This window comes from Faecalicatena orotica (assembly GCF_003149245.1).
Lineage (GTDB): Bacteria > Bacillota > Clostridia > Lachnospirales > Lachnospiraceae > Faecalicatena_A > Faecalicatena_A orotica.
Genome location: NZ_QGDL01000006.1, coordinates 106,668 through 124,622 on the forward strand (window position 1 = coordinate 106,668; position 17,955 = coordinate 124,622).

Below are 17,955 nucleotides of genomic sequence, written 5' to 3' on the forward strand. Positions count from 1 at the left end.
GACAATTGCTATTTATTCACAATAGCAATCTTCAGACCTTCCATCTTCAGGTTTGTCTGATGAGCTTCGTTAATCTGATCCAGTGGGAACTCATGTGTAATGAGGTCATCCATCGGAAGGCCGATTCCTTTTGCTCTCTTTAAGAAATCAAATGTTGTAGCGTAATCCCTTAAAGTATATACCCATGAACCAACCAGTGTGATTTCTTTAGAGCACAGGTCAAAGTGCGGGTTGATTGTTGCATCTCCCCCGTTGATGAAGAATCCTAATTCGCAAAGTCCGCCGCCGTTTCTGATGAACTTATAGATATTAGCATGTGCAGCCGGTGAACCTGTACACTGGAATGCAAAGTCTGCCGGATGTCCGTCAAATGCAGCCTTCACACCATCTGCCAGAGCTTCGATGCCCTTGAAATCCTTGAAGTTTACAGATCTCTCTGCGCCCATTCTCTTAGCAAAATCAAGTCTCTTCTGCTCGCCGTCAACTGCTACGATATTCTCGATCCCCATTGTACGCAGTACTGCGATACAGATCAGACCGATCGGTCCGCATCCCTGTACAACTACTCTGCTGTTAAATCTTAAGATTCCTGTTGTCTTTGCCCTCTCCACTGCGTGGATCAGAACTGCACAAGGCTCGATCAGGATTCTGGATTTCAGGTCAAGGTCGCTAACGTTGAATACGGTTGAGCCTTCACGGATCAGTATGTAATCTGAGAACCATCCGTTCAGATGAATGTCATCATCCGGAAGAAGTCCATATACATCAGCTCCGCCTACGTTCTGTTTGTTCAGGTCATACATTGTGATATCCGGATCATCTTTGAAGATCATACAGGTAACAACCTTATCTCCGACCTTCAGTTCTTTCCCGGCGCTGTCAGCCTTTACATTCTTACCCATCTTAACGATCTCTCCGGTTCCTTCGTGTCCAAGTACAACCGGAATCAGGCTGAACGGGTCTCTCTTGAATTCGTGGGCGTCAGTACCACATACGCCGCATCCTTCTACCTTAACAAGAATGTCTCCGTCACCGACTTCCGGGATCGGATATTCCTTGATGTCATAGTGCTCTAAAGCTGTCAGCATAGCTACGCGGGCAGTTTTTGGTATTGCACCTGCCGGTGCTGTTGTATTTGCAGCAGGAGCAGCTTTTTTGTCCAGCATACTTTCCAGTACCTGTTTTACAACTGCTTCTACATTTGCAGAATTCATTTCCATTTTATTTCCTCCTGTATTAGACAATCACCTTATTTTAACGTATGCACAGACTGTCTGTCATTACGCAGCGTCTTCTTTTTGTGAATGAACTTGCACTCGTAAGGCCTTCACCGGTTCTGCTGGCAATTGTGAATGTGCAGAAGCCTTCGCCCCCAAATCCGATTGCCGCATAGGACGGTCCGTTCTTTACAAGAATTGCTGTGTCAATCGCCTTTGCATACTTTGTGATGTTGTCAATGTTCTTTGAATGGATATGCGCAGAGTGTCTGTTGCCGTGCTCAAGCCATACAGACTGTTCAACAGCATCGTCAAAATCTTTCGCTCTCACAACACCCAGAATCGGCATCATCAGTTCTGTAGCAATCAGTGGGTGTTCCTTCGGACCTTCAAATGTAATACATCTGATGTTGTCCGGAACTGTTACACCGATCATACCAAGGAGTGTCTTTGCATCTCTTCCTACACATTTTCTGTTCAGTCTGCCGTCTTTCATAACAACTGCAGTGAGTGCATCCTGTTCTTCTTTGGAAGCCAGATAGCATCCCTGCTCAGATACCATGTAGTGCATCAGTTCATCTGCGATAGAATCTACAGCAACAATCTCCTTCTCAGCGATACATGGAAGGTTGTTATCAAATGTACAGCCATTCACGATGTCTTCTGCTGCCTTGCGGATATCTGCTGTCTCGTCTACAAGTGCCGGAGGATTTCCTGCCCCTGCGCCGATTCCTCTTTTACCTGATGAAAGAACCGCTGTTACAACTCCCGGTCCTCCTGTTGCAGCAATCAGGTGTATATCCTTGTGTTTCATCATGATATTGCTGGAATCCAGCGTCGGTTTCTGAACGGTGCAGGCGATGTTGTCAGGTCCGCCTGCTTCGATAGAAGCCTCGTTAATCATGTTGATTGCATAGATAGAAGTCTTGATTGCTCCCGGATGCGGATTAAATACGACTGTATTGCCTCCGGCTAACATACCGATTGTATTGCAAAGAACAGTCTCACTCGGGTTCGTACATGGTGTAATTGCTCCGATTACGCCAAACGGTCCCATTTCAATGAGAGTCAGTCCTCTGTCCCCTGACCATGCAGTTGTTGTGATATCTTCCGTTCCCGGTGTCTTCTCAGCAACTAACTGGTGCTTCAGGATTTTATGTCCGACATTTCCCATGCCAGTCTCCTCAACACCCATGCGTGCAAGAATCTCAGCATTCTCTACTGTCTTCTTCCTAATATTTGAAATTATCTTCTCTCTGCCGTCCATAGACATCTTGCCGACAATCTTCTGTGCTTTTTTAGCCGCTTCAATTGCCTCGTTCATGTCAGCAAATACGCCGTGGCTTCCTGTTACATCAGAAGCGATCTGCATCTTTGCCATAACTTCCTGAACAATGTCCTGGACCATCTGTTCATTTACAGACACGCTAATACCTCCTTATTTCTTCCTGCATTAGACTTCATACATCTGGCTGAAAACCTCTTTGCCATAAGCCGCAATTGCGGTATCCTGTTCGGCTGTACCGCCGCTCACGCCTAATGCTCCGATTATTTTCCCGCCCGCTTCCAACGGTTCTCCGCCTCCGAATATTACGATCTTACCTTCATTCGTAAACTGGATGCCGTATAAAGGCTGTCCCGGCTGGCTTAAGTGGCTAAGCTCTTCCGTCGACATCTTGAGGCTTGCTGAAGTAAATGTCTTATTAATTGCAATATCAAAACTTGCTATGTAGGCGTCATCCATGCACTGCACGGCAACAGGCCTTCCTGCCTGGTCGGAAACCGCGATTACCACGTTTACTCCCATACTGGCGGCTTTTTCTTTTACCTTTTCGATTAAGGTATTCGCTGCCTGTAATGTCATCTTATGCTTCTTGCATGTACAGACATGTCCGGCCGCATGGTGATGTGCGCCATTATCTTTCATCTGATCCAGTACCGCTTTCACGGCATTGGTAATATCCTGTTCATTCATAGCAGTCCCCTATTATTTCGATCAACGCCTGGTATTCGAAATTACAGTCCCAGCTGATCCATTACTTTCTTTGTGATAGATGCAACTAAGTCAGCATCTGCCGTAGCAGCTTCCGGTGCAGCAGCGCCGCATGATCCGCCGCAGCTGTGGCAGCTTGGCTTGCCTGCTTTTGCATTCGGGCATACATTTGCCGGGTGTTTTCCAGGAAGTCCCATCTGTCTTCTGATTTCGTATAACTTGTCCATCTGTTCTTTGTTGAATTCCTGTGGTTCGCCGAGCATCTTTGACTGATATAAGAGCTGTGCGTAGAACTCCAGGGATTCCATCTTATGATATGCACTCAGCAGAGAATCTGAATAAGCAAGTGCTCCGTGATTCTCAAGCAGAACTGCATCAAAATACTGTAAGTGCTCAGATACAGCGTCCGGGATCTCCATTGTAGAAGGTGTACCATATTTAGCGATCGGAACACATCCCAGAGCGATTACAGCCTCAGGCATAATCGGCTGTGTCAGAGGAATGCCACAGATAGCAAATGTTGTAGCATACAGCGGATGGGCATGTACTACTGAATTAACGTCTGGTCTCTCCTGATAAACACGCATGTGCATCTTGATCTCAGATGAAGGTCTGAACCCTTTGTTTGCCTGAAGTACATTCCCTTTTGCGTCTACTTTACAGATATATTCCGGAGTCATAAATCCTTTGCTGACACCTGTAGGTGTGCATAAGAACTCATTGTCATTCAGTTTTACAGAGAAGTTACCATCATTAGCAGCAACCATACCGCGGTTGTACACTCTCTTACCGATTTCACACATTTCTTTTTTGATTTCGTATTCGTTTTGCATCCTTTTTTCCTCCTTGGATTCTTAAAACAAAACTTTTTGTTTTATGTTGTTTCTAACTCGATATTACCACATAACCCCACAACAGTCAACTTATTTCTGTGTTGGATTTGTTGTTTTTACGCAGTTTCCCCATCCTCTTTACGTTTCCCACGGAAGTACGTCACCGTCCTCCTTCAAATACTCCAGAATCTCGGGGATTCCTTCGTAATTTTTAGAGTCTACATAGAAGATCTTCTTACATCCGGTCAGCCTTAACCAGCGCTCTGCACGTGCTACATCTGCCTTCTTATCGTGGATTTTTGTCACGATGCCGATCACCTCACGGTTACACATGGACGTACAGCAGGGCGGATATAGAGAGTACGGCTCAGTCGCGGATAATAACAATCCCACAACATCAGCCTCGTAAGAATACAGCGCAAGCGCATATCCGAGATGCTTTGTCTGGGCATATTCGCCGGGAGTATCTATAATAACATCGAAGTTATTTACATATTGGGTCTTGTGATACTGGATTTTTTCACCCTTTAATGCCTGGGTCAGTGTGGTTTTCCCACACTCACTTCTGCCCATCAGTACAATTTTTTTCATATATTTAAGTCCTTGTGATCTCACATACGGAGAATCCCATCTTATCCCTGACGTAATCCAGAACCGCACGGATAGATGCCTCCACCTCGGAAATCGTCCCTGTCACGATCAGTGTACCGCTGAAACGGTCCACAAAACCAAGCTCGATTCCCGCCGCCTTGGTCGCTATATCGGCTGCTATGATCGCAGTCTCGGCCGGGCTGATCGTCAGTACACCGATTGCAGACTTACTGTGCTCCACCCTTGGGTCGAGTCCCAGCTTCTCATATAATATGATATCCGGGCTTGCAATCAAATGGGCGATTGTAATCTCTTTACCGGGGACGAGTTCCTGTACAATTCGTTCCGGCATTTGTTCATGATTCATTTCCATTAACCTCCTATCTGACATTCCACTCCCGACGCCTTAACAGCAGCATCAAGCAGCATCTCCATCTTTTCGTTGGAGGGCGGTTCCACGTTTCCCATCAGATACCGTCTTCCAAGACCTTCATATTTATCCTGGCCAAGCCTGTGGTACGGCAGCAGATGCAGCCGCTTTACAGTTCCCAGAGCCTTTGTATACTCTGCAATATCTCTGATTTTCTCCACAGTATCATTGAACCCCGGTATAACCGGAACGCGGATACTGAGTTCTGTCATGCCGGATCTGGCAATACGCATCGCATTCTCCAGCATTAATTCATTTGAATGTCCGGTGAATTCCTTGTGTTTAGCCGGGTTCATATGTTTGATATCCAGAAGGTACTGGTCTAAATATGGAAGGATTCTTTCTATAATGGAGTAGTCCGCATACCCCATGCTCTCCAGCGCAGTGCTGATACCTGCCTCGTTCGCCGCTCTTAACAGGGCTTCGGCAAATTCCGGCTGGCACAGGCTTTCACCACCTGACAGGGTGAGTCCGCCTCCGGTCCTGCGGTAATACGTCCGGTCCCTCTCCACGGTCTCCATGACTTCGGCGACTGTAACATCTCTTCCTATCGTCTTTTTCTCTCCCTGCACAAGCATGGTCTCAATCTCAAACCTCTGAGATTCCGGATTACAGCACCAGCGGCACCTTAAGACGCAGCCTTTCAGGAAAACAATAGTACGGATTCCGTTGCCGTCGTGGATGGAGTATCTCTGTATGTCAAAGATACGGCCCTTTGTCTTTAAATAATCATCCATGCTGCTTTTCCCTTTCTGTTTCCTGTCAGAATCCCTGCTCTGTCCTGCGGATGATGTCATCCTGAAGTGACTTGGACAATGTTGTGAACAATGCGCTGTATCCGGCAACCCGCACAACAAGATGCTTATACTGCTCCGGATTCTTCTGTGCATCCAGAAGTGTCTCGCGGCTCACAACATTGAACTGCATATGGCTTCCCTTCTGATCAAAGTATGAGCGGACCAGTCCGACAAAGTTCTCAAGTCCCCTTCTTCCACTTAGTGCGGATGGATGGAACTTCTGGTTAAACAGCGTACCATTTGACGCTATATAATGATCGAGTCTGGAAACGGAATTAGCTGCCGCCGTCGGCCCGTTCACATCTTTCCCTGCCGAAGGTGATACACCATCAGCTACCGGGGTATGTGCCAGACGTCCGTCAGGTGTAGCCCCTGTCTGTGCTCCCAACGGAACATTGGCTGATACCGGGTACAGTCCCGCCTGGAACATACCGCCCCTTGGGTTCTTGTAATCCAGAAGTGGCTTCGTGTATGTATATGCAACATCCCTTGCAAACGCATCTACTTCCGGGATATCGTTTCCGAACTTTGGCACTTCCTCAATCAGCTTCAGGATTCTTTCTCCGTTCGCTTTCACTTCCGGCGCTTCGGATGCAGCAACAACAGTCTTAAGTATTGCGGCAATCTCACGCCCGCCTACTGCCTGTCCGGCTTCCTTCATACTTCCCGCGATCTCTGAAGTAATTCCTGCCACATCCTCACTGCTTAATCCTTTGCCATAATTCGTTGCAAGCGCTTCCTTCAGTTCCTTCATGCTGATCTTCTTCTCATCGTAAACAAGCTTCTTGACTGCATACAGCGAGTCTGCCATGTTTGCAACACCAAATCCCTGAGGACCGGTAAAGTTGTAAACAGCTCCGCCTTCCTGAACTGTCTTTCCCTTCTTCATACAGTCATCAACCATAGAAGAAAGGAATGGAAGAGGACATCTCTCGGCATGGGCAATATCAATCGCGTTGTCGGCATTTACAAGCAGCTTAATTGCGTAATCCATCTGAATCTTATATGCATGGTAGAATTCCTCAAAGGTCTTCATGTCTTCTACTTTGCCTGTCTTCGGCCCGATCTGCACACCCTTGTCCACTCCACTGCTGAATACAAGCTCAAGCGGACGACACATATTGAAGAACGCAGCATCATGCCAGCCCTCGGTCTTGCCTGACTTCTGCGGCTCTACACAACCGATGATATTATAGTCCCTGGCATCTTCAAGTGTCAGCCCCCTGCTTACCAGTGACGGAATAATAACTTCATCATTATAATATGCCGGAAGCCCGATACCCGTACGGGTCAGTTCCGCCGCTTTGATCAGAAATTCATGGGGCGTCCCGTTCCATACTCTGACGGATAATGACGGCTGTGGAAGAAATACATGCACGGAAGCTTGTATACTCATGAATGACAGATCATTCGTCACATCTACGCCTTCCTCATTCTGTCCTCCGGCGATCAGGTTCTGGAACAGACTGTAGCCTGCAAACCCTTCTGCTGAAACAGCATCACGGCATTTGTTCAGGTCATTTAACTTCACCCAGATGCAGTCCATCAGTTCCTGTGCAAATCCTCTTGTAATCCTGCCGCTGTCGATATCCTTCTTATAATAAGGATACATATACTGGTCAAATCTTCCCGGTGAAATGGAATGTCCGCTGGATTCGATCTGAAGCAGCTGCTGCACAAACCAGAATGACTGGCATGCCTCGTAAAATCCTGATGCACCCTTTTCAGGTACATTTGCACAATTCTGTGCGATCTGGAGCAGTTCTTTCCTGCGTGTCATATCAGAACACTTTTCTGCTTCTTCCAGTGCCAGCTTCGCATAACGTCTTGCATATGTAATCACTGCATCACAGCTGATCATCACGGCTTCCAGAAATCTCGACTTCTTCTGATAGTCTCCGTCCGCCAGACTGAGCTTCGCGAGTTCTGCCTGTGCCTTCTCTTTAATCCCCGAAAATCCGATCGAAAGAACTTCACCGTATTTTACCGTCACATGGCCTACACCATTGTAAAAATAATTGCCCGGCGTAAAGATATTATGTTCTATGGCTAACAGCGTCTCCGGCTCCATGTAAGATGTTGCCAGTTCACTCGTTGTCTTTCCTGCCCAATACGCATTCGCTTCCTTAAGTTCAGCTTTTGTCTTCTCAGCAATATAGAACGGGTCTGCTGACCTCGTCTCTACTGTGTCGAATTCTGCCTCCAGCCAGTCATAAGAAAATTCCGGATAAGTCTGGCATCCTCTCGGAGCAATCGTCGTACTACCTACGATCAACTCCAGATCACGAATGATGATCGGTATATTCTCCAGAATATGCTGAAATGCTTTTGCACGCCGGATGATCATAGGTTCCTGTTCCGTCTGTCTGTAAGACTCAGTAATCAATACAGCTCTCGCTGACTCAATCTCCGGCATCTTAGCATACAGATTCTCAACAAGCCTTGTAATACGCTCTGACTTTGGTATATCTGTACTGTCATAGGTATATAATCCCATTTGCCCTGTCACTCCTTTCTTCCATATAAACAGGATGTGCTTATATGTTCTATAGTCCTAAGGGAAAAGCCCCTGTTTCTGCCCGCAAAGTATACACCTGCATTGGCCGTAATGCTTCTCCACCCAGTTGTTACCATTATACTATTATAGCCTGTCTAAGTCAACAAAAAACAACACTTGCCGCATAATTTATATACGTGAACCCAACACTTCCCAACATACTATTTGTTGTTTTTATTTGTTTTGTATGAGATTCTGGCTCACTTTATATTGACAAAACAGCGCAAATCACGCATACTATATGTTAGAGGTTTTATGATATCTCATACAGAATAGATAAGACACAATTAACGTTGCTGCTGCAGACCACTGAATATATGGAACTGGCTGCATAAATATAGAAAGGCCTGAATCTTATGTCTTTGTTAGAATTTGACATACATACCCACACAATCGCCAGCGGACATGGATCTACTGCCACAATCACCGATATGGCAAAAGCCGCCGCTGCACATAATTTAAAAATGCTCGGAATCACAGATCACGGCCCCGCTACGCTCGGAGGCGGAAGGGTCTCTTATTTCAGGAGCCTTGCGCATGCACAGAAAAAGCGGCTCGGTATCGAAATGCTCTATGGTGCAGAGGTGAATATTCTGGATAATAAAGGGAAGCTGGATCTGAATGATACTATATTAGAAAAGCTGGATTATGCCATCGCAAGCATCCATAAACCAGTTAAAAAACCGGGAACTATAGAAGAAAATACAGCAGCCTATATCGCTGCGATGCAGAATCCCAACGTCCGGATCATCGGACACTGTGACGACGTGAAATATCCGGTCGACTATCTTGCGATTGTAAAAGCGGCGATGAAATATGACGTGCTTCTGGAGATTAATAACAGTTCCCTAAGTCCCGACGGCTATCGCGGCGACACCAGATTCAACGACCTGATGATCCTGAATCTGTGCAGACACTTTCATTATCCGGTCGTTCTGGCAAGCGACAGCCACGGAACCAGGCATGTAGGAGACTTCAGTTATGCCTTAGAGCTCGCAAAGCTTGCAGGAATGCCTGAGTCATTGATCATGAATTATTCCATGAAAGCATTCAAATGCTTTCTGGAACGTTAACAAAATCAGAATGGGTGCTCAAAGCGCAAACTTTATCCGGTACCGGACGAACCTTGCGTTCTGGGGCCCTACTTTTTTGCAAAAATTTGACGGTATAGCTTCAGCCTGATTCACGATCAGTTCATCCAGTGTCGTGCAGAATATCTGGCTGAGCGCATAAAAATTATCCAGTGACGGCAGTGTCCTCCCTGCAAACCAGCCATAAATAGACTGCGGTGAACCCAGTCTCAAAAGGCTGCAAAGATCTTTCACCGCAATATTTCTGGATCTGCAGATAAACCGCAGCCAGTTGCCGGTTCTTACCATGTTAATCCCGGGATATTCATTCCCCTTCATATACTCATCTTCCCTTCTTTTTCAGTGTTTTCCTCAAAAAATACTATTAAGAAATATCACCTTATCCTACTTGTTTTGATTTTCTTTTATAATAGCACATAATTTTATCATTAATCTACTGAATCATGTGTCAAGCAGTTTATAACTTAATATTATAATCCACCGCTCTCTCAGCTATCTTATTTACTTTTCCTGTTCAGCATAACCAACCCCTGTTAAGGCAAGCGCAAACAATCCGGCCGCAATACAGATCCCGTCATTTATCCCAATCAACGCAAGAATGATTGTGAAAAGCAGCATCGCAATTCCAAGTAACATTTTTTTCATGTCATTCCCCTTTCCATTTTGTTCAAGTATATCAGATATGACAATGTTTTTAAAGAAAACAAGAAATGCTTCAGCCCGTGTGGCTGAAGCATTTCTCGGATTAGGTATTATTTTTCTATTTTTTTGGAGGAAAAATTGAAAAATATATGTTATGTCTATTGGACAATTCATATCCAATATATATTCAAAAGGGCGGCTGACCCCTTTTGGCAGTATTTGCAGCATCTTATTGTGCTTATGCTCTCTTTGAAAGCACTTCTGTTTCATATTTCTCAATTTCTGAGAACCATCCTTCTGCATCTACACCACACTGAGCACAATATTCATTCCAGATATCCCCGATTGGAAGTGTCTTGCATTCTTCCATCATAACCATCTTCTTGCTAAACTGGTTTGTATCCTGCAGCTCTTTAAGCATTGCGCTCGGAGTACACAGAGCATTCAGGAGTGCCTTCTGGAAGCTTCTGAATCCCGTTACCCATGCAGATACACGGTTGATGGATGCATCAAAGTAATCCAGTGCAATATATGTACGATCAAGACCATCGCAGCGCACGATTTCCTGCGCAATTTCCTTTGTCTCATCATCGTAAAGAACTACATGGTCAGAATCCCAGCGGATCGGGCGTGTGACATGGAGTGCGATTTCCGGGAAGAATGTAAGCAGCGCCGGAATCTTATCGGAAACAACTTCTGTCGGGTGATAATGTCCGTTATCCATCAGAGGAAGGCATTTATCCATATTTGCAGCTGCATAGCTTAAAGCAAATTCAGCAGATCCAACTGTATAGGCTTCCACACCAATACCAAATACCTTGGACTCTACACAAGGTTTCACCATCTTCGGATCATATGGTTCAGAAAGAATCTCGTCAATAGACTCTTTATAACGAACCCTTGGTCCCATGCGGTCTGCCGGTACATCTTTATAACCGTCACCTGTCCAGATATTCATGACACAAGGAATCCCTGTCTGCTCTGCAAAATATGTTGAGATCCGGATACAGGCTTTTCCATGCTCGATCCAGAACTTTCTTGTCTCTTCATCCGGGCTTGACAGAGTCAGTCCGTCTTTCACTTTATCATGTGAGAAGAAGGTCGGGTTAAAGTCCAGTCCCATTCCTCTTTCCTTCGCAAAGTCAACCCATTTCTGGAAATGCTTTGGCTCCAGTTTATCACGGTCAACGAACTCACCATCTTCAAAAATCGCATAGCTTGCATGCACATTAATCTTCTTCATTCCCGGCATCAGGCTCATAGCCTTATCCATATCAGCAAGCAGCTCCTCTGGAGTTCTTGCCTTCCCGGGATAATTTCCGGTCGTCTGGATTCCTCCTGTCAGAGGACCGTCATGATCGAATCCCGTCACATCATCCCCCTGCCAGCAGTGCAGTGATACAGGCACATTCTTACATTTTTCAATCGCAGCGTCCGTATCCACCCCCAGCTTTGCATAAATCTCCCTTGCTGATTCATATCTTTCTCTTGTCGTCATCATAAATCCTCCTTATTTTTCAAAGGGGTCAGACCCCTTTGCGCTCCGTTTTCAGAATTGTTTTCCTTTTTCGTCGTAGTTCTTTATGTCAAATGACCTGCCCACACATACTCTTGCTTCCGGAAGGCTCGCAAATACGCCGTCATGCAACATTTGTACGATCATGTTCCCTATTGCTGTTGCTTCGGTAGGACCTGCGGAAACTTTCTTTTGTGTGTATTTTGCAGTTAATTCGTTCAAATATCCTGCGTTTGCACCGCCGCCTACAACGTAGATTGTATCGTATGTATTGCCTGTAATTGCTTCTATCTCTTTGACTGTGTCTCCGTAACACTTTCCAAGACTGTTGTAAATCACTGCAGCAATCTCGCCCACGGTCTTCGGGACCGGCTGGCCTGTCTTTTTGCAGAAGTCCTGTACGGCCTGAATCATGCTCTCCGGTGCAAGGAAGCAGTCGTCATTGCAATCTACGATAGAAGTAATTGTTTCCTTCGATGCTCTGTCACAGATCTCGGCAAAGGATAAGTCCTCTTCAAACTCTTTTTTCACGGACTGTATCATCCACAATCCCATGATGTTCTTCAGATAACGGAATCTGTGGTCGTAACCGCCCTCGTTTGTAAAGTTTGCCTTCATGCTCTCCTCTGAACAATCCGCTTCTTTTCTCTCGATCCCCATTAATGACCATGTGCCTGAACTGATATAGATGGCATTATCATCATTGGTCGGCACCGCCAGTACTGCGGAGCCTGTATCATGTGTTGCCGGCAGGACCACCTCACAGTCAAATCCAACTTCTTCCTGAATCTCTTTGGTAAAATTTCCTACAACTGTTCCCGGCATCGAAACAGGCTGGAACATCTTTCTATTGTAACCAAGCATTTCGATCAGTTCATAATCCCAGTCATTTGTCTTAGGATCAATCAACTGTCCTGTCGTCGCATTGGTATATTCCATCTTCTTAACACCAGTTAATAAGAAATGGAAGTAATCCGGTATCATCAACATTGATTCTGCCTGTTCAAGGTACTCAGGGTGTGTCTCTTTTATCGCCATTAGCTGGTAGATAGTGTTGAAAATCTGCTTCTGGATTCCGGTCCTTGCATACAGGGCTTTGGGTGATATCTTCTCATATACTTTTTCATCCATGCCGTTCGTGCGGCTGTCACGGTAGCCGACAGTATCTCCAAGAATCTGGTCGTCTTTGTCGAGCAGCACATAATCTACTCCCCATGTGTCAATCGCCATAGAGACCGGAATCTTTCCGATTTCTTTGCACTTCTTCAAACCGTTCTTTATCTCCCGGAACAGACGCTCAACATCCCAGCACAATGTACCGTCCTTATTATCCATTCCGTTCGCAAACCGGTACACTTCCTCAAGCTGCATGTTCCCGTCCTTCATGGAAGCGAGCATGTGGCGTCCGCTAGATGCCCCAATATCAACGGCTAAATAATATTTCTCCATTTTGTGCCTCCTTCATATCTTCTCGATTCTACACTTATTATAATTGGTAGAAGAGGACAAAAAAAGGACGCTATTTATTTAAAACAGCGTCCTTATTTGCAACTCACTTCTTCTATTTCCACTTCAGCAGCCGGTCCATAATCCGCCTCTGCTGCTCCGGTTCTTTCTCTGGTATACACAAATATATCCCCCGCGGGTCCATTGCGTCCATAAACGCTTCCAGCCCTTCCGGCTCCAGATCAACCACGATGCTTTTCCCCGCCTCCTGTATCTTCTTAATGAAATCAACCCACTGCATAATGGGCTTATCATCTCCCACTCCTTGCACCCACTGGACTGCCTGTATTTCTTCTATCTTCAGAAGCTCATCCACATGGTTTGCAACGCCCTTTCCATCAAGATGGAAGATATTATGGCGAAAATGTTTGACCTCTTTTTTAATATACGGCAGTGAAAACTGATTAAAAAAGTCCCTGGAAATCATGGCTCCCAGATCACAGCTGGGGATATGCATGGATTCATAGGAGGGAATGTTCATCCATGATACTGATAATTGGTTTTTAGTCTTCAGGAGTGAGTGGAATTCATCCATCATTGGAAAAAATGCCTGAAAACATTTCTCTGTCAGAGCAGTGACAAATTCTTCTTCATCGAACATATCCATACACAAATCTTCCGTTCCGCGCAGTGCATCGGCACAGTCGAGGCTCGGATGCATATCCGTATATCCCACCATAAACCGGTTGTCACAGCGTTCCAGAGCATACTTGGTCATCTCTATTATTTTCTGATAGTAGGAATTTCCTCTGCGAAAAGCGATCCGTTCAAGATCCTCCTCCTTTAATATCTGTGGTTTCCCCCACGATGTCACCTCCCCAAACTCTAATTCGCTGTCCGTTATAGCTGCCGCGAAAAAATTAGGGCCCAGATTCGGATAATACATGGGGAATGTTTCTCCCAGCCACGGATGACTGTCTAAAGCACTGATAAATCGATTCACCTGATATTCGGTATCAAACCATTTATCCCTTAGGTTCTTCCATCCCCCGCCTATGTCTGTTACATCATATTCCTCATTATGTGCGGAAAACCGTACCGGAACGCGATCGATAATTTCCCCGTCATACCACGCGTAAATGCGTTTCATACACTGCACAAAATCCGGCTTTGTTTCCAGATCCAGATCATAAAAATTCGTTACACTCATATCAGCGCTCCCTTCGCAATCAGGCTGTTTTTAATTTCGCCTTTTTCTCCCTTGACCTGATATCTACGGCCACGGCCACAATCAGTACAATTCCTTTCACAACCCTCTGCCAGTATTCATTAATATTCAGCATCATCATTCCATTGGCAAGGACTCCCATAAAAACAACCCCCACGATGACTTTGGACAGCCTGCCTTCTCCTCCGCTGACACTGACGCCGCCCAAAACAACGGCCGTGATAATATCCATTTCATAACCATCCCCGGCACTGGGCTGTCCGCTATTTACACGGGACATCAGTATCAGAGATGCCAGCGTTCCGAGCAGGCCAACCATAATATAGATTTTATAAATCTCCTTTTTTACGTTTACACCGGACAGCCGGGTTGTCTCTTCGTTGCCTCCAATACCATAAATCCTCCTGCCAAAAACAGTTTTATTCAGCATAATGTAACCGAAGATAAATACGATAACCATGATTATCATTGAAATCGGAATGATCCCGATGCTTCCCTGTCCGAGAATTTTAAACCCTTCCGGGATTCCATAAATCGGCATACCTCCGGAAATAAGGTAGGTTGCACCCCTCAGACTGATCATCATTCCCAACGTCGTTATAATTGGAGGGATTTTTAGGTATGTAATACATGTTGCATTTATGATTCCGATAACGGCGCCAATGAGAAAACCAACGAGGACCACCAGAAACGGATTGACCCCTTTGTTCATCAGCAGTGCACACGTCACTACCACTACACCAATCAAAGATCCGATTGACAGGTCGATGCCGCCTGTGAGGATGACACACGTCATTCCCAGCGCGCAGATTCCGACGATCGAAATCTGCCGCGCAATATTGGCCAGATTATTCGGGGTTAAAAATGTAGCGGTCGAGAAAGAAAAGAACAGCACCATAACGATCAGTGCAATAATAATCCCCATATTACTCCATTCAATCTTCTTTACTTTTGTATCTATCTTTTCTTTCATGCCAAGACCTCCTGTGCTTTTGAAGCTAATTCCAATATTTTTTCCTGATTAATTTCTGATTTCTCCAACTCGCCTGAAATTCTGCCTTCTGCCATGACTATAATGCGGTCCGACATTCCCATTAATTCCGGCAGTTCTGAAGATATGAGTATGACAGCCTTGCCCTGTCTTGCGAGTTCATCGATCAGTTCATAAATTTCCTGCTTTGCCCCTACGTCAATCCCGCGTGTAGGTTCGTCGAAAATTATGATATCACAATTCATCAGCAGCCATTTTCCAAGGATAACCTTCTGCTGGTTGCCCCCACTTAGGTTTTTCACAAACTGGTGCATGGAGGGCGTTTTTACCGTTAATTTTTCAATCTGCTCTCCGCAGATTTCCTCTTCCTTTTTTCTGTTGATAATCCCCAGTCCATTCGTAATCTTGGAGGCATAAACAAAACTTATATTGTCCTTCACTGACATGTTTAGAAACAGTCCCTGTTGTTTTCTGTCCTCAGGAATTAATGCGATTCCATGTTTAATGGCGTCTTCGGGTGACTGTATTTTTGTCTTCTCTCCCCGGATATAGATCTCTCCCTGCAGGATTCTGTCCGCACCATATACCGCACGTGCCGTCTCGGTACGTCCTGCTCCGACCAGTCCCGCGAATCCAAGACGTTCACCCCGGTATGCCTCAAAAGAAACACCTCTTAAAAGCTCTGTAGCAATGTTCTTCACTTCCAGTATTTTTTCTCCCCTTTGCGGGACAAACGCCGGGAATGTATCGTTTAATTCCCTGTTTACCATAAGCCGGATCAACTCTTCCTGCGTCGTATCTTCTATGTTCATTGTCCTGATATAATGTCCGTCCCTGAAAACAGAAACCTTATCGCACAATTCAAAAATTTCTTCCATTCGGTGGGATATATAAAGAATGGCCATTCCTTCTTTTTTCAGCGTCTTAACAATTTCAAATAAATATTCCAATTCATTGTTCGTAAGAGCTGCCGACGGCTCATCCATAATCATTACTTTTACATTCTGGGAAAGCGACTTTGCGATTTCCACGAGCTGCTGATATCCAACTGTAAGATCTTTTACAAGCATTTTAGGGTCTATACGCACACCCAGCCTGTCCAGCACCTCCGATGCATCCCTTTCCAGCGCCGCAAAATCAATCAGCCCCCTTTTCTTTTTATATCGGTTGTAATAAATATTTTCTGCAACCGACAGATGTTTCAGCAGGTTTAGTTCCTGATAGATTGCAGTTATTCCCAGGGCCATTGACTTCTGGGGCGAATTATCCTCTATCTTTTTTCCTTCAAAGACCACTTCCCCCTTTGTCGGCTGGATAGCTCCCGTAATCACTTTGATAAATGTTGACTTGCCCGCGCCGTTTTCACCGACTATGGCATGGACCTCTCCCCGGGAAAATCCCAGGGAGACATCATCGAGGGCTGCAACGCCGGGATAAAGCTTTGTAATATGTCTTAATTCCAGTATATTCTGCTCCATCTTTAACGACCTTTCACCTTATACTATTCGATATCGTAGTCACCGATATTATCCTTTGTTACCTGGCTCATATCATAGACGATCATTTCTGATTTCGGTCCATTTTCCAGTACATCTTTCACCAGATCCAATACGTCTGCCCCTTTTTCTGCGGGCTTGATATCAACGGTTCCCTTATACATCGTATCCTGTGAAACCAGCTTGAGTGCTTCCGGCAAAGCATCCAGCCCAATGATGCATGTGTTGTCCGGCGTATGCTCCTTGTGTGTCAGACATGATTCGTACACACCAAGTGCGGAAGAATCATTGATACAGATAAACATGGAAACTTTTGGATTTGTCGTCAGGGCCGTCTCTGAAAGATTATATCCGGTATCGGCATCTGCTGCATTCTGCTCATACACATAGTTGATCTTCTTATCGCCTGTGTAAGTATCCTCAAGGCCCTTTTTCAGCCCCTCGGCACGTTTGATTACGGAAGGGATCTGGTCATAGCGCACAACCACTACTTCAATCTCATCCGCATCATTGACGATCTCATCAATCGTACCATCACTCTCCTTTTCATTCAGCCACTTACCTGCCAGTTCTCCTCCGAGCCTTCCGTATTCTTCCTCATCAATACCGAAAAACGCATCCGATCCCTTCACCTCCTGATCCAGACTGATGACCGGTATCCCTGCATCCTGAGCCTTCTTAACTGCGTCTGCCGGTGCTTCCTGATCAACAGGACTAATGATAATGGCATCAACCCCCTGAGAAACAAAGTCTTCGATCTGACTGATATGTTTGGAGGCATCCGCAGCCGCATCTGCGACGACGAGATCAATCCCCTTCTCTTTTGCGGCTGCTTTCATTCCTTCTACAATGGATACAAAATAAGCATTTTCCATACTCTGGACCGTGTAACCTACTTTTATTGTCCCGCCGTCTTCTTCCTTTTTAGTCGAAGTGCCACCCTTATCCGGGGCATCATCCGAAGTTTTTACGAGTCCGCACCCTCCCATTGTGAGAACCATTGCAGCTGCAATCAATACGCTTAATACTTTCTTTTTCATATATTTTTCTCCTTCCAATTAAGATATCTTTATTATAAATTTAGTCTGTCCATTTGATAATCCAATATGATACTATAAACTTTAGAT

The 17,955-nt window shown here is 45.3% G+C and carries 17 protein-coding genes; 1 reads left to right on the forward strand and 16 read right to left on the reverse strand.

The features are described 5' to 3' along the window. Positions 1–8: 8 nt before the first annotated feature. The 8 genes from A8806_RS10820 to A8806_RS10855 all read right to left on the reverse strand — a co-directional run bounded on the left by A8806_RS10820 (position 9) and on the right by A8806_RS10855 (position 8,358). Positions 9–1,220, reverse strand: a complete 1,212-nt coding sequence (locus A8806_RS10820) for a zinc-dependent alcohol dehydrogenase (protein WP_109731214.1) — start codon at positions 1,218–1,220, stop codon at positions 9–11. A gap of 34 nt (positions 1,221–1,254) precedes the next feature. Then, positions 1,255–2,643 carry an aldehyde dehydrogenase family protein gene (locus tag A8806_RS10825; protein WP_109731215.1) on the reverse strand — a complete coding sequence of 463 codons (1,389 nt, stop codon included), beginning with the start codon at positions 2,641–2,643 and terminating at the stop codon, positions 1,255–1,257. Positions 2,644–2,670: 27 nt separating this feature from the next. Continuing rightward, entirely contained in the window at positions 2,671–3,192 is a 522-nt protein-coding gene (locus tag A8806_RS10830; RefSeq protein ID WP_109731216.1) for a GlcG/HbpS family heme-binding protein, read from the reverse strand. A 41-nt stretch (positions 3,193–3,233) separates the two neighbouring features. Next, positions 3,234–4,043: a class II aldolase/adducin family protein gene (locus A8806_RS10835; protein WP_109731217.1), complete on the reverse strand. Its 810-nt coding sequence runs from the start codon at positions 4,041–4,043 to the stop codon at positions 3,234–3,236. A 138-nt stretch (positions 4,044–4,181) separates the two neighbouring features. Further along, positions 4,182–4,634 carry a EutP/PduV family microcompartment system protein gene (locus A8806_RS10840; protein ID WP_109731218.1) on the reverse strand — a complete coding sequence of 151 codons (453 nt, stop codon included), beginning with the start codon at positions 4,632–4,634 and terminating at the stop codon, positions 4,182–4,184. A gap of 4 nt (positions 4,635–4,638) precedes the next feature. Next, positions 4,639–5,007 carry a BMC domain-containing protein gene (locus A8806_RS10845; protein ID WP_109731219.1) on the reverse strand — a complete coding sequence of 123 codons (369 nt, stop codon included), beginning with the start codon at positions 5,005–5,007 and terminating at the stop codon, positions 4,639–4,641. Beyond that, positions 5,007–5,801 (reverse strand): glycyl-radical enzyme activating protein, encoded by a 795-nt coding sequence (locus A8806_RS10850; RefSeq protein ID WP_109731220.1) that lies wholly within the window; start codon positions 5,799–5,801, stop codon positions 5,007–5,009. The genes A8806_RS10845 and A8806_RS10850 overlap by 1 nt, the downstream gene beginning before the upstream one ends. A gap of 25 nt (positions 5,802–5,826) precedes the next feature. Continuing rightward, on the reverse strand, positions 5,827–8,358 hold the full coding sequence (locus A8806_RS10855) for a glycyl radical protein (protein WP_109731221.1): 2,532 nt from the start codon (positions 8,356–8,358) through the stop codon (positions 5,827–5,829). A 416-nt stretch (positions 8,359–8,774) separates the two neighbouring features. On the opposite strand from A8806_RS10855, the gene A8806_RS10860 reads away from it, so the two are divergent. Further along, the gene (locus A8806_RS10860; protein ID WP_109731222.1) at positions 8,775–9,491 is read left to right on the forward strand and encodes a phosphatase; all 717 of its coding nucleotides are present in this window, start codon (positions 8,775–8,777) and stop codon (positions 9,489–9,491) included. Positions 9,492–9,509: 18 nt separating this feature from the next. Here A8806_RS10860 and A8806_RS10865 read toward each other — a convergent pair whose 3' ends face one another. From A8806_RS10865 to A8806_RS10900, 8 genes are all read right to left on the reverse strand, one after another. Then, positions 9,510–9,827, reverse strand: a complete 318-nt coding sequence (locus tag A8806_RS10865) for a helix-turn-helix domain-containing protein (RefSeq protein WP_109731223.1) — start codon at positions 9,825–9,827, stop codon at positions 9,510–9,512. A gap of 183 nt (positions 9,828–10,010) precedes the next feature. After that, positions 10,011–10,154, reverse strand: a complete 144-nt coding sequence (locus A8806_RS26175; protein WP_181368664.1) for a hypothetical protein — start codon at positions 10,152–10,154, stop codon at positions 10,011–10,013. Positions 10,155–10,389: 235 nt separating this feature from the next. Beyond that, positions 10,390–11,649, reverse strand: a complete 1,260-nt coding sequence (locus A8806_RS10875; protein WP_109731225.1) for an L-rhamnose isomerase — start codon at positions 11,647–11,649, stop codon at positions 10,390–10,392. A gap of 51 nt (positions 11,650–11,700) precedes the next feature. Further along, a complete protein-coding gene (rhaB, locus tag A8806_RS10880) occupies positions 11,701–13,116 on the reverse strand; it encodes a rhamnulokinase (RefSeq protein WP_109731226.1) in 1,416 nt (471 codons plus the stop codon). Between the two features lie 112 nt (positions 13,117–13,228). Continuing rightward, positions 13,229–14,323: a uroporphyrinogen decarboxylase/cobalamine-independent methonine synthase family protein gene (locus tag A8806_RS10885; RefSeq protein WP_181368665.1), complete on the reverse strand. Its 1,095-nt coding sequence runs from the start codon at positions 14,321–14,323 to the stop codon at positions 13,229–13,231. A gap of 19 nt (positions 14,324–14,342) precedes the next feature. Beyond that, positions 14,343–15,314 carry an ABC transporter permease gene (locus tag A8806_RS10890; protein WP_109731227.1) on the reverse strand — a complete coding sequence of 324 codons (972 nt, stop codon included), beginning with the start codon at positions 15,312–15,314 and terminating at the stop codon, positions 14,343–14,345. Next, positions 15,311–16,810, reverse strand: a complete 1,500-nt coding sequence (locus tag A8806_RS10895; protein WP_109731228.1) for a sugar ABC transporter ATP-binding protein — start codon at positions 16,808–16,810, stop codon at positions 15,311–15,313. Before A8806_RS10895 ends, A8806_RS10890 begins: the two co-directional genes overlap by 4 nt. A gap of 23 nt (positions 16,811–16,833) precedes the next feature. Then, positions 16,834–17,868, reverse strand: coding sequence for a sugar ABC transporter substrate-binding protein (locus A8806_RS10900; RefSeq protein ID WP_109731229.1), 1,035 nt, complete (start codon positions 17,866–17,868; stop codon positions 16,834–16,836). Positions 17,869–17,955: the final 87 nt, after the last annotated feature.

Coding starts and splice junctions, on each gene's coding strand:
- A8806_RS10820 (WP_109731214.1), bottom strand. CDS start 1,220: ATGGAAATGAATTCTGCAAATGTAGAAGCAGTTGTAAAACAGGTACTG.
- A8806_RS10830 (WP_109731216.1), bottom strand. CDS start 3,192: ATGAATGAACAGGATATTACCAATGCCGTGAAAGCGGTACTGGATCAG.
- A8806_RS10835 (WP_109731217.1), bottom strand. CDS start 4,043: ATGCAAAACGAATACGAAATCAAAAAAGAAATGTGTGAAATCGGTAAG.
- A8806_RS10840 (WP_109731218.1), bottom strand. CDS start 4,634: ATGAAAAAAATTGTACTGATGGGCAGAAGTGAGTGTGGGAAAACCACA.
- A8806_RS10845 (WP_109731219.1), bottom strand. CDS start 5,007: ATGGAAATGAATCATGAACAAATGCCGGAACGAATTGTACAGGAACTC.
- A8806_RS10850 (WP_109731220.1), bottom strand. CDS start 5,801: ATGGATGATTATTTAAAGACAAAGGGCCGTATCTTTGACATACAGAGA.
- A8806_RS10855 (WP_109731221.1), bottom strand. CDS start 8,358: ATGGGATTATATACCTATGACAGTACAGATATACCAAAGTCAGAGCGT.
- A8806_RS10860 (WP_109731222.1), top strand. CDS start 8,775: ATGTCTTTGTTAGAATTTGACATACATACCCACACAATCGCCAGCGGA.
- A8806_RS10865 (WP_109731223.1), bottom strand. CDS start 9,827: ATGAAGGGGAATGAATATCCCGGGATTAACATGGTAAGAACCGGCAAC.
- A8806_RS26175 (WP_181368664.1), bottom strand. CDS start 10,154: ATGAAAAAAATGTTACTTGGAATTGCGATGCTGCTTTTCACAATCATT.
- A8806_RS10875 (WP_109731225.1), bottom strand. CDS start 11,649: ATGACGACAAGAGAAAGATATGAATCAGCAAGGGAGATTTATGCAAAG.
- rhaB (WP_109731226.1), bottom strand. CDS start 13,116: ATGGAGAAATATTATTTAGCCGTTGATATTGGGGCATCTAGCGGACGC.
- A8806_RS10885 (WP_181368665.1), bottom strand. CDS start 14,323: ATGAGTGTAACGAATTTTTATGATCTGGATCTGGAAACAAAGCCGGAT.
- A8806_RS10890 (WP_109731227.1), bottom strand. CDS start 15,314: ATGAAAGAAAAGATAGATACAAAAGTAAAGAAGATTGAATGGAGTAAT.
- A8806_RS10895 (WP_109731228.1), bottom strand. CDS start 16,810: ATGGAGCAGAATATACTGGAATTAAGACATATTACAAAGCTTTATCCC.
- A8806_RS10900 (WP_109731229.1), bottom strand. CDS start 17,868: ATGAAAAAGAAAGTATTAAGCGTATTGATTGCAGCTGCAATGGTTCTC.